Source organism: Acinetobacter portensis (genome assembly GCF_009372215.1).
Lineage (GTDB): Bacteria > Pseudomonadota > Gammaproteobacteria > Pseudomonadales > Moraxellaceae > Acinetobacter > Acinetobacter portensis.
Map to the genome: position 1 here is coordinate 48,888 of NZ_LWRV01000091.1, position 14,309 is coordinate 63,196.

Annotated in this window: 12 protein-coding genes and 1 pseudogene; 6 read left to right on the plus strand and 7 right to left on the minus strand. The window is 36.8% G+C overall.

Features of this window, described 5'->3' with window-relative positions:
- Positions 1 to 5 precede the first annotated feature (5 nt).
- The 4 genes from A6M14_RS11305 to pheA all read right to left on the minus strand — a co-directional run bounded on the left by A6M14_RS11305 (position 6) and on the right by pheA (position 5,014).
- Positions 6 to 374 carry a hypothetical protein gene (locus A6M14_RS11305; RefSeq protein ID WP_152875118.1) on the minus strand — a complete coding sequence of 123 codons (369 nt, stop codon included), beginning with the start codon at positions 372 to 374 and terminating at the stop codon, positions 6 to 8.
- A gap of 115 nt (positions 375 to 489) precedes the next feature.
- Positions 490 to 2,739 (minus strand): bifunctional prephenate dehydrogenase/3-phosphoshikimate 1-carboxyvinyltransferase, encoded by a 2,250-nt coding sequence (locus A6M14_RS11310; protein WP_152875119.1) that lies wholly within the window; start codon positions 2,737 to 2,739, stop codon positions 490 to 492.
- Between the two features lie 3 nt (positions 2,740 to 2,742).
- On the minus strand, positions 2,743 to 3,834 hold the full coding sequence (gene hisC / locus A6M14_RS11315) for a histidinol-phosphate transaminase (protein ID WP_152875120.1): 1,092 nt from the start codon (positions 3,832 to 3,834) through the stop codon (positions 2,743 to 2,745).
- A 70-nt stretch (positions 3,835 to 3,904) separates the two neighbouring features.
- Entirely contained in the window at positions 3,905 to 5,014 is a 1,110-nt protein-coding gene (gene pheA, locus A6M14_RS11320) for a prephenate dehydratase (RefSeq protein WP_152875121.1), read from the minus strand.
- Between the two features lie 426 nt (positions 5,015 to 5,440).
- On the opposite strand from pheA, the gene A6M14_RS11325 reads away from it, so the two are divergent.
- Entirely contained in the window at positions 5,441 to 5,959 is a 519-nt protein-coding gene (locus A6M14_RS11325; protein WP_152875122.1) for a type 1 glutamine amidotransferase domain-containing protein, read from the plus strand.
- 48 nt (positions 5,960 to 6,007) lie between these two features.
- On the opposite strand, the pseudogene A6M14_RS11330 reads toward A6M14_RS11325, so the two are convergent.
- Positions 6,008 to 6,229: pseudogene (locus A6M14_RS11330) on the minus strand (acyl-CoA dehydrogenase family protein); the annotation flags it as partial.
- 440 nt (positions 6,230 to 6,669) lie between these two features.
- Between A6M14_RS11330 and A6M14_RS11335 the strand changes: the two are divergent.
- From A6M14_RS11335 to A6M14_RS11345, 3 genes are all read left to right on the plus strand, one after another.
- Positions 6,670 to 7,980: a dicarboxylate/amino acid:cation symporter gene (locus tag A6M14_RS11335; RefSeq protein ID WP_152875123.1), complete on the plus strand. Its 1,311-nt coding sequence runs from the start codon at positions 6,670 to 6,672 to the stop codon at positions 7,978 to 7,980.
- Between the two features lie 94 nt (positions 7,981 to 8,074).
- A complete protein-coding gene (locus A6M14_RS11340; protein ID WP_152875124.1) occupies positions 8,075 to 9,076 on the plus strand; it encodes a glycosyl transferase family protein in 1,002 nt (333 codons plus the stop codon).
- Positions 9,077 to 9,354: 278 nt separating this feature from the next.
- Entirely contained in the window at positions 9,355 to 9,858 is a 504-nt protein-coding gene (locus A6M14_RS11345; protein ID WP_171500284.1) for a DUF2799 domain-containing protein, read from the plus strand.
- Between the two features lie 106 nt (positions 9,859 to 9,964).
- Here A6M14_RS11345 and A6M14_RS11350 read toward each other — a convergent pair whose 3' ends face one another.
- Together A6M14_RS11350 and A6M14_RS11355 are read right to left on the minus strand one after the other, a co-directional pair.
- On the minus strand, positions 9,965 to 10,228 hold the full coding sequence (locus A6M14_RS11350; protein WP_152875126.1) for a YeaC family protein: 264 nt from the start codon (positions 10,226 to 10,228) through the stop codon (positions 9,965 to 9,967).
- Entirely contained in the window at positions 10,225 to 11,133 is a 909-nt protein-coding gene (locus tag A6M14_RS11355; RefSeq protein ID WP_338325178.1) for an NAD(+) kinase, read from the minus strand. Before A6M14_RS11355 ends, A6M14_RS11350 begins: the two co-directional genes overlap by 4 nt.
- A 187-nt stretch (positions 11,134 to 11,320) precedes the next feature.
- Here A6M14_RS11355 and mrcB point away from each other — a divergent pair, with 187 nt between their 5' ends.
- Both mrcB and A6M14_RS11365 read left to right on the plus strand, forming a co-directional pair.
- Positions 11,321 to 13,708 carry a penicillin-binding protein 1B gene (gene mrcB, locus A6M14_RS11360; RefSeq protein ID WP_152875130.1) on the plus strand — a complete coding sequence of 796 codons (2,388 nt, stop codon included), beginning with the start codon at positions 11,321 to 11,323 and terminating at the stop codon, positions 13,706 to 13,708.
- A gap of 10 nt (positions 13,709 to 13,718) precedes the next feature.
- A complete protein-coding gene (locus A6M14_RS11365; protein ID WP_152875131.1) occupies positions 13,719 to 14,270 on the plus strand; it encodes a tetratricopeptide repeat protein in 552 nt (183 codons plus the stop codon).
- The last annotated feature ends 39 nt before the right edge of the window (positions 14,271 to 14,309 follow it).

Genomic DNA, 14,309 nt, shown 5'->3' on the forward strand with positions numbered 1-14,309 from the left:
AAGAATTACGTATTTTTCCATTCAAATTCACTCAAAGATTCGTGATCTTTCAATGTACTTTCTACTGCTTGTGCCAATTGGTTTAATAAACTTTGTTCTGTAATACGGTCTAACCAATCTTGATTTTCATCAGGATAAGATGAAATTTCACAAACCAAATGACCATCTTCACTACGTGATTCACAGCTCACTGAAAGCGGTAAAGCATGATCATCTACACTTACAGCCACTTGTGCCCCACTTTGTGACAATGTCTCAAACCCATGATTCACCAATTCATGTGCAAGTAAATCGGCAACATAGGTTTGAACTTCGCTAAAATCTTTTAATTGATTTTTGATTTCACGATTAGCCACAAATTTTAGTTTACGCATCACATTATCCAAAGGCTTTATTGTTGTATGGTTTTAGCATAAGCAATAAATGCAAAACAGCCAAGCATTAGCTTGGCTGTTTTGTTTCAAATTGAATGTTTTTTACGATGATGTTTTATTCAGTGACTTGAATTGCAAGTCCTGCTTGGGTAGCAAGCTCAGTAAATGTAGGGAAACTTGTTGCAACCGTTTCTGTACCTACAATTTTAATTTCACCTGAAGTACGCAAACCTGCCATAGAGAAGCTCATCGCAATACGGTGGTCATGATGCGATTCAATTTCACCACCTGTGAAAATAGCATCCCATTCACCTGACTTACCTTTACCTTCAACGATGATACCGTCATCGGTAGGTGTGCAATCAATACCCATAATTTTCAAGCCATCTGCCATCACTTGAATACGGTCAGATTCTTTTACGCGAAGTTCAGCAGCACCAGTCAGTACTGTTTGACCTTCTGCGCATGCAGCAGCAACAAATAATGCAGGAAATTCATCAATCGCTAAAGGCACTTGATCTTCAGGCATATGAATGCCTTTTAACGTACGAGAACCTTTAATACGAATGTCTGCAATTGGCTCACCACCTGCAATACGTTCATTTTCAACTGAAATATCTGCACCCATTTGTTTCAGAATTTCGATGATACCTGTACGTGTTGGGTTAATGCCCACCGCTTCAAGTGTTACATCTGAACCTTCTGTAATTGCAGCGCCAACCATAAAGAATGCAGCAGATGAAATATCTGATGGAACTTGAATTTCAGTTGCCGTTAACTTGCCACCACCTTGCAGTGAAATACGGTTGCCTTCAGTTTTGACATCGTAACCAAATGCACGAAGCATACGTTCTGAATGGTCACGTGTTGGCTCTGGCTCTGTGACAACAGTTTCACCCTCAGCCCATAAACCTGCCAACAAAATACCTGATTTCACTTGCGCAGAAGCCATCGGTAAATCGTAGTGAATCCCTTTTAACTGCTGACCACCTGTAATTGAAACAGGCGGTGTCCCACGATCACCCGTGGTTTGTAATAAAGCACCCATCTCACGTAATGGTTTTGCAATACGCTCCATTGGGCGTTTAGTCAGTGATGCATCACCTGTCATTACAGAATCAAATTTTTGTGCAGACAACATCCCTGAAAGTAAACGCATAGATGTGCCTGAGTTACCCATATACAGTGCGCCTACAGGAGCTTTTAAGCCTTGCATGCCCACACCATGAATGGTCACTTCACCATTTTTAGGACCTTCGATACTCACACCCATCGCACGGAATGCTTGAAGTGTTGCAAGTGCATCTTCACCTTCAAGAAAACCTGTGACATGCGTTGTGCCTTCTGCAATAGCACCAAACATGATAGAACGATGTGACACAGATTTGTCGCCTGGCACGCTAAATTTACCTTGGAAATTTTTCTTGCCTGGTAATATTGTAAATTGCTGTGTCGTCACTTTCTTTTTCTCCATCAATGGTCTATTTGCGAGCATATGATTAAAATGCTGTCGCGCGGCCTGCGCATGCCCTAACAAGCCCATCAGTGCTTGCGAGTCTTCATCTTCAATAAGTTTACGTATAGTTGCCAATTGTTTTTCAAAGCCATCTACTGCATTTAAAATGGCTTTTTTATTGGCAAAAAATATGTCATGCCACATTTGTGGATCACTTGCCGCAATTCGAGAAAAATCACGGAATCCACCTGCGGCATAACGGAAAATATCTAGGTTATCTTCTCTATTAGCAAGCTGTTCTACTAAGTTAAATGCCATCAAATGCGGAAGATGACTGGTATGCGCAAGCACTTCATCGTGCTTTTCAACATCCATGCAAATCACTTCTGCTTTTGAGGCTTGCCACAGCGTTACAAGTTTATCAATTGCCCAATTTGCGCTGCTTGGTAAAGGCGTTAAAATGACTTTATGGTTGGCAAATAAATCGACTTTACCTGCATGTACACCTGTATGTTCCGAACCTGCAATAGGATGCCCCGGAACAAAACCTTCAGGCAATTCATCACCATAAACTGCTTTTGCAGCTTCAACCACATTTGCCTTGGTACTACCGACATCGGTAATAATGGTTTTTGCAGACAAATACGGCTGAATAATTTCAAGCACTTTTTGTGTTGCACGTACAGGCAAAGCTAAAACGACTAAATCTGCACCTTGAACGGCATCAATTGGGTTGGTATAGCCCTCTTGAATTAAACCAAGGGCTTTTGCATCATCTAAGGTTTTTTGCGAACGTGTAGACGCAACAATTTGATTCGCTAATTTTTCAGCAACAATCACACGAGCAAGACTTGAGCCAATTAACCCAAGTCCAATAAACGCAACTTTTTCAAACAGTGGCAAAGACATATTTTACGCTGTAGCCTCTAAACTGAGTACTTTCGCCAATGCTGTTAAGAATTTTGCATTTTCAGCTTCTGTACCAATAGATACACGAAGATGATTTGCAATTCCAACAGGGCGAACAATGACACCTTGTTTTAATAAGGCATTAAACGTTTGTGCAGGATCTGCCTGAACATCAACTAAAATAAAGTTGGCACGTGATGGCACATAACTTAAACCTAAAGCTTTAAAGCCTGCTTCAAGTTGCGCCATACCTGCTTTGTTCACTACACGTGATTTTTCAATGAAATCTTCATCTTTTAGTGCAGCAACTGCAGCAACCATTGCAAGATGATTCACGTTAAATGGCTGACGAATACGGTTTAAGAAATCTGTCACTTCTACAGAAGCCAAAGCAAAACCAACACGAAGTGCTGCCAAACCAAAACATTTAGACATGGTACGGCTAACTATTAAGTTTGGATATTTCGCTAAGAATTTTAAGCTATTGAAGTTTTCAGGAAAATATTCCACATAAGCTTCATCTAGCACAACAATGACATTTGCAGGAACTTTTTGCATGAATGCTTCAAATTCTGCTTCTTCAAACCAAGTTCCTGTTGGATTGTTTGGATTTGCAATAAAGATCAATTTTGTATTGGTTTTAATTGCTGCAGCCATTGCATCTAAGTCATGTGAAAAACCTTTTGCAGGCACTTCAATGGCTTCTGCATTAATGGCTTGAGTCACTAAACCATACACAGCAAATGCATGTTGGCTATACACAACAGAATCTTCTGAAGATACAAATGCACGTGCAAAAATTTCAAGTAAATCGTTTGAACCATTGCCCAAAGTAATTTGGTTATGCGCAACACCAAATTGCTTTTGAACTTGGTCTTTTAAAATAAAACCACCACCATCTGGATAACGTCCAATTTCCGACAATTCAGCAGCAACAGCTTCTTTCACTTTATCAGAACAACCTAAAGGGTTTTCATTTGACGCTAATTTGACAATATCTGTTAAACCCAACTCACGTTCAAGCTCGCTAATTGGCTTACCTGGTTGATACGGATTTAACTTTGCAATGCCTTCATTGGCTGGAACAAACGTCATTTTACACTTCCAAATATTTCAGGTGATGGTTGTGGCTAATCTCCCCTAGACATTAACCACAGATGTAATCTTATAAAACTGCAATTGGATAAGAACCTAAAACACGCACTTCTTTCACCAATGGACGAATTTCTTCAATTGCGGCTTTTACATTGTCTTGTTCAATATGACCTTCTAAGTCAATAAAGAATACATAAGCCCATTTTTCAGGGAGTGCAGGACGTGTTTCAATACTGGTTAAGCTAAGATTATGCTTCGCAAATGGTGCAAGAATTTCAAGTAAAGCACCTGCACGGTCATGAGCCGAAACCAATAATGATGTTTTATCATTACCACTTTGTGGCACTTTTTCACGACCAATCACCAAGAAACGTGTTGTATTTTCTGGGTTATCTTCAATATTTCCATGCAAAGTTTCTAAATTATAAATATTTGCAGCAATTTCAGATGCAATTGCAGCCGAATGCCATTCGTTACGAATACGGCGCGCAGCCTCTGCATTCGAACTTAAAGCAACACGTTCAACACCAGGGTAATGCGCATCTAACCAACCACGACATTGCGCCAAAGTTTGTTGATGTGCATAAATTTGTTTGATGCTGTCTTTACGTGTATTTTCAGACACTAAAAATTGATGATGAATACGAAGTTCAACTTCACCAATCACATTTAAATGAGAAGATTTGAAACAATCTAAAGTATGGTTGACCACACCTTCAGATGAGTTTTCTACAGGTACTAAACCATAATGAGCGCTTCCCGCTTCTACTTCACGGAATACTTCATCAATTGTTGGTAATGGACGAACCACAGCATCTTGACCAAAATGTTTAAGAACCGCTGAATGCGTATAAGTTCCTACAGGTCCTAAAAATGCAATGCTTTGCGGTGCTTCTAAAGCCAAACATGCAGACATAATTTCGCGGAATAAACGCGCCATTGTCGCATCAGATAAAGGTCCTTCATTACGCTCCATAACATTACGCAAAACTTGCGCTTCACGTTCAGGACGGTAAAACAAAGGTTTCTCTTCAGATGCAAATTTTGCTTTAGCAACGGCTTCAGCTAATTTTGCACGACGATTAATGAGTTGTTGAAGCTGTTGGTCTACAGAATCAATATCCTCACGAATTTTGCCTAAATCAAGAGAAGTAGTTGTGTTTTGATCGTCGTTGATCATTGTTATGATGCCCTTAAAAACAAGTTTTCGACAGTATAACAATAGTTAGCTTTCAATTGTTGTGCAATAAGACTTTGCTTTATTCAGCCTTAAATTTACACAGTTGAAGTTTTCACCAATTATTGCCTTTTTAGCTCTCAATATCATTCATTAAATCAAGCTGTTTGTATATTGAAAAGGTTTTATGAATATTAGAAGTTTAAGTGATAACTCTATCTAAATTATGACGATTTCATGTGATAAAAAATATATTCAACATATTGACTAAAACTTAGATTTAAGCCAACTTATAAAAATTAATTTATTGAAAAATAATTATAATTTTTACATTAAAAACTTTAATCACGTATTTACTACAAAAGCATTCCCATTTTTTGCTAAAAATAGATTCAACGTGTTTAGCACTAAGCAATTCGAGGAATAATAATGTCAAAAAGAATCGCTGTTTTAGTCAGCCATCAATTTGCAGATGATGAATATTCTGAGCCTGTAGAAGCATTTAGAGCGGCACATCACACTATTACCAATATTAATACGCACGCAGGTCATGTGATTTATGGGAAAAAATACAAACATAGTATGACGATAGATAAAAGTATTGATGATGTTTCTGCACACGATTTTGATGCATTACTGATTCCTGGTGGGCAATCACCATCACACCTTCGTTTAGATGAAAGATTTATTAATTTCGTTCGTCATTTTGCTAATTTATATAAGCCCATTTTTTGTATTTGTCATGGACCACTTTTACTTATAGATGCCAATGTCATTAAAGGTCGCAGACTCACCACACATGAACAGATTTCATCTGAGGTGATTGAGGCAGGTGCAGTTTATTTAGATCAAGCTGTCGTGAATGACAATAATTTATATATTACCTCTCGCTCACAAGCCGACTTGAATGCATTCATTAAAGAAAGCCTAAATGTACTTCGTCTATAAAATAAAAAGAGCGAAAGCTCTTTTTATTGAAATACAAAATATGAATATTTAACGACCAACCAAACTTCGCGCAACAATTTCTTTCATAATTTCATTGGTTCCACCATAAACACCCTGAATACGGGCATCTACAAAAAAACGTGAAATCGGATATTCCGCCATATAACTATATTCAGCAAAAAATTGAAGTAAGTTATCTCCAACTTTCATTTGCATATCAGTTGCAAAACTTTTTAATACTGTTGCAGTTTCCGCATCTAATTTAGCTTGTATGATTGACCAAATACTTAACTTTAATTCCACGTATAAAAGTGATAGTGGATACACAAATCATCATCAAGATCAAAGCTGAATAATATATTTTTAATATAATAAAATCACATTCTATTCAATTTATGATAATTAATTCACATTAAAAAAATGACTATAATTTTCACTTAACAACACCTTTCAAATAATTCCTTTTTTTTCATTAAGTTAAAAAAAATAATTGATAAAAATTAAGAATAAATAGTGAATAAAATAATTATATGAATATTACTTTGATTAAGACTTATTCAAAATACATATTACAAAAATATATTATTTTATTTTAAAATCAATAGGTTGTAATTTAAGAATATCATTTAAAAATTTAATGAATACTCAAATGACAATAATTAAAACATCAAATCATTAAAACTTTAATAAAACGATCAAAAGGAATTCTTATGCAAATTGATGCAGAATCGAGCTTACACCCTCCTAAAAAACAAAAAATTTATCAAATGCTTTACGTACAAGTAATTGTTGCCATTTTATTGGGTATTCTACTTGGGCACTTTTATCCATCCGTTGGAGCAGACCTTAAACCTTTAGGTGATGCATTTATTAAGCTTGTCAAAATGATCATTGCACCTGTTATTTTTCTAACAGTAGTAACTGGTATTTCTGGTATGAAAGACATGGTCTCAGTCGGTCGTGTTGCTATTAAATCTCTTGTATATTTCCTTACATTTTCAACACTCGCTCTATTTATTGGCATGATAGTTGCCAATTTAGTAAAACCTGGTGCTGGCTTAAATATTGATCCCACAACACTCACAGGTAACGAAAAAGTCGCTGAATTTGCAGAAAAGGCACATAGTTACGGCATCGTCGATTTTCTCATGAATATCTTACCAACCACATTAGTCAGTCCGCTTGCAAGTGGCGAAATTTTACAGGTGCTCTTTGTTGCCGTAAGCTTTGGTCTTGCACTTGCAGCTACAGGTGAAAAAGGTCAACCTATTGTTGATTTTTTAAACAATCTTACAGTACCTGTGTTTAAACTTGTTGGCATGTTTATGAAATTTGCACCGATTGGTGCATTCGGTGCAATGGCATTCACCATTGGTAAATATGGTATTGGAACAATTGGAAACTTATTACTTCTTATTTCTACTTTCTATATCACATCACTTCTATTTATTGTAGTTGTTTTAGGTTTGGTTGCTAAATACAACGGCTTTTCAATTTTTGCACTTATTCGTTATATCAAAGATGAATTATGGTTAGTTCTTGGTACCTCTTCATCAGAAGCAGCATTACCGTCTCTTATGCAAAAAATGGAAAAAGCAGGTTGTGAAAAATCGGTGGTAGGCATGGTCATTCCTACAGGTTATTCATTTAATTTAGATGGTACAAATATTTATATGACTATGGCTGCATTATTCATTGCCCAAGCATGTAACATTGATCTTTCAATTGGTGAACAAATTACATTATTACTCGTTGCAATGATTAGCTCTAAAGGTGCTGCAGGTGTAACAGGCGCAGGCTTCATTACATTAGCAGCAACATTAACTGTAATTCCAACCATTCCAGTTGCTGGTTTAGCACTTATTTTAGGTATCGACCGCTTTATGTCTGAATGTCGTGCATTAACCAACTTTATTGGCAATGCATGTGCAGCTGTTGTTGTTGCACGTTGGGATCATGCCCTCGATAAAGAAACGTTCGATGCAACAATGAGAAATCCTGAATCTGTAAAATTAGACTAATTTTCAGTTTTCTTAAAAAGGAAGCACATGCTTCCTTTTTTTATTTCTAAAATATGGCATATTGAGCATGCTTTTTTGAATGATAGTGAGTGACATGAATACCAAACGCAATCTTTACAAAGACTTTGAACATCCATTTGCACAATTTGTTCGTATTATTGGTAAAGGTAAAAATGGTGCACGTTCGCTGACTTATGATGAAGCCTATCAAGCTTTCTCAATGATTCTAAAAGATGAAGTTTTAGATGTTCAACTTGGCGCATTTTTAATGTTGCTTCGGGTAAAAGAAGAATCTGTCGATGAACTTACAGGCTTTGTGCAAGCCACTAAAGATCAGCTTAACTTCAAACCTTTGGATGTCGATTTAGATTGGTCATCTTATGCAGGTAAACGTAAGCACTACCCTTGGTTTTTACTTGCAGCACTCACACTTGCAAAACAGGGCTATAAAGTAGTGATGCATGGTGCTTCTGGGCACACAATAAATCGTTTATATACAGAACAAGTTTTAGAATTCTTAGAATTTCCTATTTGCCAGAATTCCGATGATGTTGAAACACAACTTCAAGAAAAAAACTTTGCTTATTTACCACTCGAGGTTATTTCGCCTATTTTAAGTGATTTAATTAACCTGAGAAATGTAATGGGACTTCGCTCACCTATTCATACGCTTGCACGCTTAATTAATCCATTTAATGCAAAAGCGACTATGCAAGCAATTTTTCATCCTGCTTATAGAAGTTCACATCAACAAGCTGCATTTCAATTAGGCTATAAAAATAGCGCAGTGATTAAAGGTGAAGGTGGTGAGTTTGAGCGTAATCCAGATGCGAAAACTTTAATTTGTGGCATTCATAATGGTGAATTATACGAATACGAATTACCAAAATTAACAGATAACCGTAGCCCAACCGAAGAAGAGCTGAATTTAGATATCTTTAAAGCGGTTTGGGATGGCAAACAACATCATGAATATGGCGAAATTGCTGTTGTAGAAACCATGGGCATTGCTTTATATACCATGCAAGCTTGTTCAAATTTTGGAGATGCAATGGATAAAGCAAAAGAACTTTGGAATAGTCGTTTTATTAAGTAATGAATACATTATTTGAATGACTGAATCATAAAAGGATTGAAAATCACTCAAATTAAATGCAAATGATTTTCAATCTCCTTAATGGAAAGTGCATGATTTTTCAACGATCATTATGTTTGTTTAATTTTTTAAATTGTAGAAACCGCCCATCAATATCACTATGAAATTCACATAACATTTAAAATAATTAACGAAACTCATAAAAACGTATTTATATATTTAAAATGAAATTAATTACTTTATTCAGCTTCATTCTTTTACTTAGCGGTTGTTCAGCAATGAGTATTGAGGAATGTAAGGTTGCTCACTGGGAAGATGTTGGTTATAACGATGCTTCACGCGGATACGATAAATTAAGATTTGCACGTTATACCAAAGCATGTGCCAAAGGAAATATTGTCCCAAATCAAAGCCGTTATGACACAGGTTATGATGCAGGATTAAAACTCTACTGCACCCCTCAAAATATTTTTGATCGAGGTCTTTACGGGAGTGGCAACTACACCATTTGCCCTGCCGACGAACACTCATACTTAAAACCATATTCTGATGTTAGTTATGCTTACTACAAAGCAAAGGATGAAAAAAAATCATTACTTAAAGAAATTGATCGTTATGAAAAATTACTAGAAAACAAAGATATTAAAGAAGATCTTAAAAAGTCCTATAAAAGTAGCTTGAGTAGTTTAGAAAACAAACGTGGTCGTATTATGAGAAATTTCTATGATGCAGAAGATAGAATGGAACGCTTTAAAAGAGCAAAAAATCTGGACTCTTGGTAACTTACTTTTCTAATTAAAATCACTTTTTAAATCCATCATTCACAAAAAAGCCCGATTAAATATCGGGCTTTTTTGCTTAATTGAATCATCAATTCAAAGATTTTGATTAAACAAAACGAATCGGTTTAAACTCTTCTTCAACATGTGAATCGCAATGTTCATCTTCTTCTTTCGTACCACGATCAATATAACCACTACGCTCTGTTTCAGGAAGATTTTTCATTTCCCATGCGTAAACTGCTTGCATACAAATTTGACGTTGTTCTTTCGTTAATACAACACCATTTGGCCATTTACCAATTTCAATTGCAGTTTTTAAACGACCAACAATTTCAGGATCGAGTACCGCTAGCATTTGTTCAATATTCATGATTCATCCTGTTGTTGCAAAGATTCAAAATCTTGATTCCATCCTAACTTGGTACGACAAGCCATGTAAAAGTCGTATCCTGGTGGATGGAGTAAATTTAATTTATAAGGATGTTTACGGATATGTAACGTATCACCTACACCCAATGAAACACTTTGTTGACCATCGGCACTGACCATTGGCATCACACGGTTTTCACGAACTTCAATTTTAATTTCGCTTTGTCCACCCACTACAATGGGGCGAGAAGACAATGTATGCGGATGCATAGGTACAAGTGCAATTGCATCCATACTCGGATGTAAAATTGGTCCACCGCCCGATAAAGCATATGCGGTTGAACCTGTTGGCGTAGAAACAATTAAACCATCGCTATGCTGACGATACACATGCTGACCATCGATACTTAAATCGAAATCAATCATATGTACGGTTTTACCGTGCAAAACAACATCATTCAGTGCAATGGCTTCATAAATAATTTCACCCTTTGAACGCACTTCCATTTCAAAAAGGAAACGACGATCTAACTGAAATTGACCCTTTAAAACCTGATCGAGTTTAAAGATCACTTCAGTAGGTTTGATGTCGGTTAGAAAGCCTAAACGACCACGGTTTACACCTATCACAGGCGTATTAAATTTTACTAAAGCACGTGCAGCATGTAGTAATGAACCATCACCACCAACCACAATCACCAAATCAACCACTTCACCAAGTAAAGCACGACTCACAGTTTGCGTATTTTTATACGATACAAGCTCGGCAGTTTCCGAGTCAAAAACTGGATGTAGACCAATACTAATTAAATGGTCATGAATAAGACTAATAGTTTCTACAACTGAAGATTTATCGGGACGTCCAATTAAACCAATGTTACGAAAATTCTTATGTGAAATTTGCACCAGCGATATCGCTCCACTACGATTCGTTATCTATAATATCACTATCACAGAAGATTTAAAAAAATTAGGACGAGAAATTTATCTCAGTAATACATGAGTTTTTTGTGTTTATAAACATATTAATCATTGCAAATTGATTAAAAGCTTCGCATGATTAGCGTAATTTACTAATATTTAATTCTGATATATGAAGTCTGAACGTGGCATTGGCATATTTGCCCTTCTTTTTTGTATTGTTGTTATCGGCTTATTTGTAGCTTTCAGTATCTACTTGATTCGTATGGATAACATTGTTCGTGACAAATTCGAAGGAAATCGATGGGATATTCCTGCAAAGGTTTTTGCTCGTCCTTTAGAAATTTATAGCAATGCCCCCGTTAGCCAGCAAGACCTTCTTCAAGAATTAAATTTCTTGGGTTATAAAAACTCAGATAACTATACAAAAACAGGTAATTACACAAATTCAGGTAATTCTGTTTATGTACATACGCGTGGCTTCGATTTTGGCGATAGTGTTGAACCTGAGCAAATTTTAAAAATTTCATTTAATGAAAATAATATTTCTGAAGTGAGTGCAACAAAACCCTCTTCAACAGGTATTGCACGTTTAGAGCCTATGCTCATTGGTGGTATTTACCCTCAGCACAATGAAGATCGTGTACTTACAAAATTAGACAAAGTACCAAAACCACTGATTCAAGCATTAATTGCAACAGAAGATCGCAATTTCTATAGCCATCACGGTATTTCTATTCGTGGTACAGCTCGCGCACTTGTGAGTAATGTGACGGGTGGTAAACGTCAGGGCGGATCAACGCTCACTCAGCAATTGGTTAAAAACTTCTATTTATCTCCTGAAAGAACGTTAAAGCGTAAAGTAAATGAAGCATTAATGGCTATTCTCATTGAGCTTCACTACGACAAAAATGAAATTTTAGAAGCCTACTTAAATGAAGTGAATTTAGGTCAAAATGGTAGCTATTCTATTAATGGTTATGGTTTGGCAGCACAATTTTACTTTGGTATGCCCCTTCGTGAATTGAATATTGCCCAACAAGCGTATTTAGTCGGTTTAGTTCAGGGACCAAGTTTATTTAACCCATGGAAAAACCCTGAAGGTGCGCTTAAACGTCGTAATATTGTTCTAAATAATATGCTAGTGATGGGCTATTTAACCGAAGATCAATATGAAACTGAAGTTGCTCGCCCACTCAATGTCATTGATAAGCCAACTTTAGGGCCTTCTCGCTTCCCAGATTTCATGGACATCGTGCGTCGCCAATTACGTGCAGAATACCAAGAAAGCGATTTAACCAATCAAGGTCTTCGTATTTTCACCACGCTAGACCCTGTTGCTCAGACCAATGTTCAAAATGCGTTTAAATCTTCTGTTGCTCGTTTAGCAAACGGAAATCCTAAACGCTTAAAAGATCTTCAAGGTGCTGTTGTCATTACGCATCCTGAAAATGGAGAACTTGTTGCTGCTGTAGGTTCAACTCAAGACTTTACTGGCTTTAACCGTGCATTAGATGCGAAACGCCAAGTTGGCTCATTATTAAAGCCTATTATTTACCTCAATGCTTTAGACTCGGGTCGTTATAATTGGGCAAGTCAAATTGAAGACAGCTACATTAGCATTCCTTCAAATGGTAAAAATTGGACACCGAAAAACTATAGTGGTGGTGAACATGGCGTAGTTCCTATGGTTCAAGCGCTTGCAAACTCTTACAACCTTTCTGCGGTTCGTTTAGGTCAAGAATTTGGTGTAAGTAGTTTCCGCAACCAACTCATGAAATTTGGTATCGATGGTAATAAAATTCCAAGTTATCCATCAACGTTCTTAGGTGCTGTAGATTTATCACCTTTAGAAGTTCTTGGTATTTATAACAACTTCGCAACTGGCGGTTTCCAATATCCTGTGAGGTCTATTCGTACGGTTGTGGATGCAAAAGGTCGTTTACTAGATCGTTACAGCTTAACGGTTCAACAAACCATGAATCCGTCTTCTGCATATATGTTGAATTACGGTTTACAACAAGTTATTGCCTCAGGTACGGGCCGTTCTGCAAATGCATCTTTATCGCCTGCTTTAAAACTTGCAGGTAAATCTGGCACAACAAACGATACCCGCGACTCTTGGTTTGCAGGCTATTCAGGTAATTATGCCACTGTCGTTTGGCTAGGTTTAGATGACAATGCAGTTACAGGATTAACAGGCTCTACAGGCGCACTTCCTGTGTGGTCAAATGTAATGAAACAGCTTCGTCAAAAACCTGTGAATTTACGCCAACCTGACGATGTTCAATGGTTATGGTTAGATCGCTATTCGGGTTATTTATCTGCACCAAATTGCGAAGGTGCAATGCATGTTCCTGTTCTACGAAATAAAGCGCCAAGTCAGGCAACTGAATGTGGATTGCCTTATTATGATACGGGCGCATCTTACAACTCTAATACGCAAATGAACGATGAAAATACTGAAGAATCTGACAGTATTGAAAATCTCATTCGCGAGAGTGATAGCACGGATGAAAATGGTGGACGTGTTATTTCTAGCGGTGGATTTTTAAATTAAAGGTTGTTCAATGTATAAATTTTCGATTGCTACATGTGTTGTTCTAGGTTTAGTCGGTTGTCAAAATTTACCGTCTAAACCTGAGCCTAAAAAAGCTGAATCTGCATCTAAGCCTCAGGTCAAAGAATACCGAAATGAGCATGGCGTCGTTATTAAAACGTATGAGCTAGATGAAATTAAACGGGAGAAATTACATACAGCCCCTCCCTCATCGAATAACAAACAAAAGTTGGAAGATGGTGAGTCATTACCTGCTTATAAAAGTTTAATGAGTCAAGCAAAAACAAGCTATAACGCAGGTCAATTCAATAAAGCTGAAGGTCTTATTCTTCAAGCTCAACGCCTTGCCCCACAATCTGCCGATACTTATTTGTATTTATCGCTCATTTCTTTAGAAAAAAATAATGCGAAAAATGCAGAATCTTTGGCAAGACGTGGTCTGAGCTTTGCGCAAACCAACACAATGAAGCGCCAACTTTGGTTGACTATTAAACGTGCTGCGCAAAAGCAAAATAATACAAAAGCCGTTTTAGAGGCAAAAAATGCATTAAAGTCACTTTAGACTTTAATGCATTTTCAATTTTCGAATCATAAAAATACA

Bases quoted from the DNA above. Each gene is read 5' to 3' on its own strand.
- A6M14_RS11305 (WP_152875118.1), bottom strand. From the start codon at position 374: ATGCGTAAACTAAAATTTGTGGCTAATCGTGAAATCAAAAATCAATTA.
- A6M14_RS11310 (WP_152875119.1), bottom strand. From the start codon at position 2,739: ATGTCTTTGCCACTGTTTGAAAAAGTTGCGTTTATTGGACTTGGGTTA.
- hisC (WP_152875120.1), bottom strand. From the start codon at position 3,834: ATGACGTTTGTTCCAGCCAATGAAGGCATTGCAAAGTTAAATCCGTAT.
- pheA (WP_152875121.1), bottom strand. From the start codon at position 5,014: ATGATCAACGACGATCAAAACACAACTACTTCTCTTGATTTAGGCAAA.
- A6M14_RS11325 (WP_152875122.1), top strand. From the start codon at position 5,441: ATGTCAAAAAGAATCGCTGTTTTAGTCAGCCATCAATTTGCAGATGAT.
- A6M14_RS11335 (WP_152875123.1), top strand. From the start codon at position 6,670: ATGCAAATTGATGCAGAATCGAGCTTACACCCTCCTAAAAAACAAAAA.
- A6M14_RS11340 (WP_152875124.1), top strand. From the start codon at position 8,075: ATGAATACCAAACGCAATCTTTACAAAGACTTTGAACATCCATTTGCA.
- A6M14_RS11345 (WP_171500284.1), top strand. From the start codon at position 9,355: ATGAGTATTGAGGAATGTAAGGTTGCTCACTGGGAAGATGTTGGTTAT.
- A6M14_RS11350 (WP_152875126.1), bottom strand. From the start codon at position 10,228: ATGAATATTGAACAAATGCTAGCGGTACTCGATCCTGAAATTGTTGGT.
- mrcB (WP_152875130.1), top strand. From the start codon at position 11,321: ATGAAGTCTGAACGTGGCATTGGCATATTTGCCCTTCTTTTTTGTATT.
- A6M14_RS11365 (WP_152875131.1), top strand. From the start codon at position 13,719: ATGTATAAATTTTCGATTGCTACATGTGTTGTTCTAGGTTTAGTCGGT.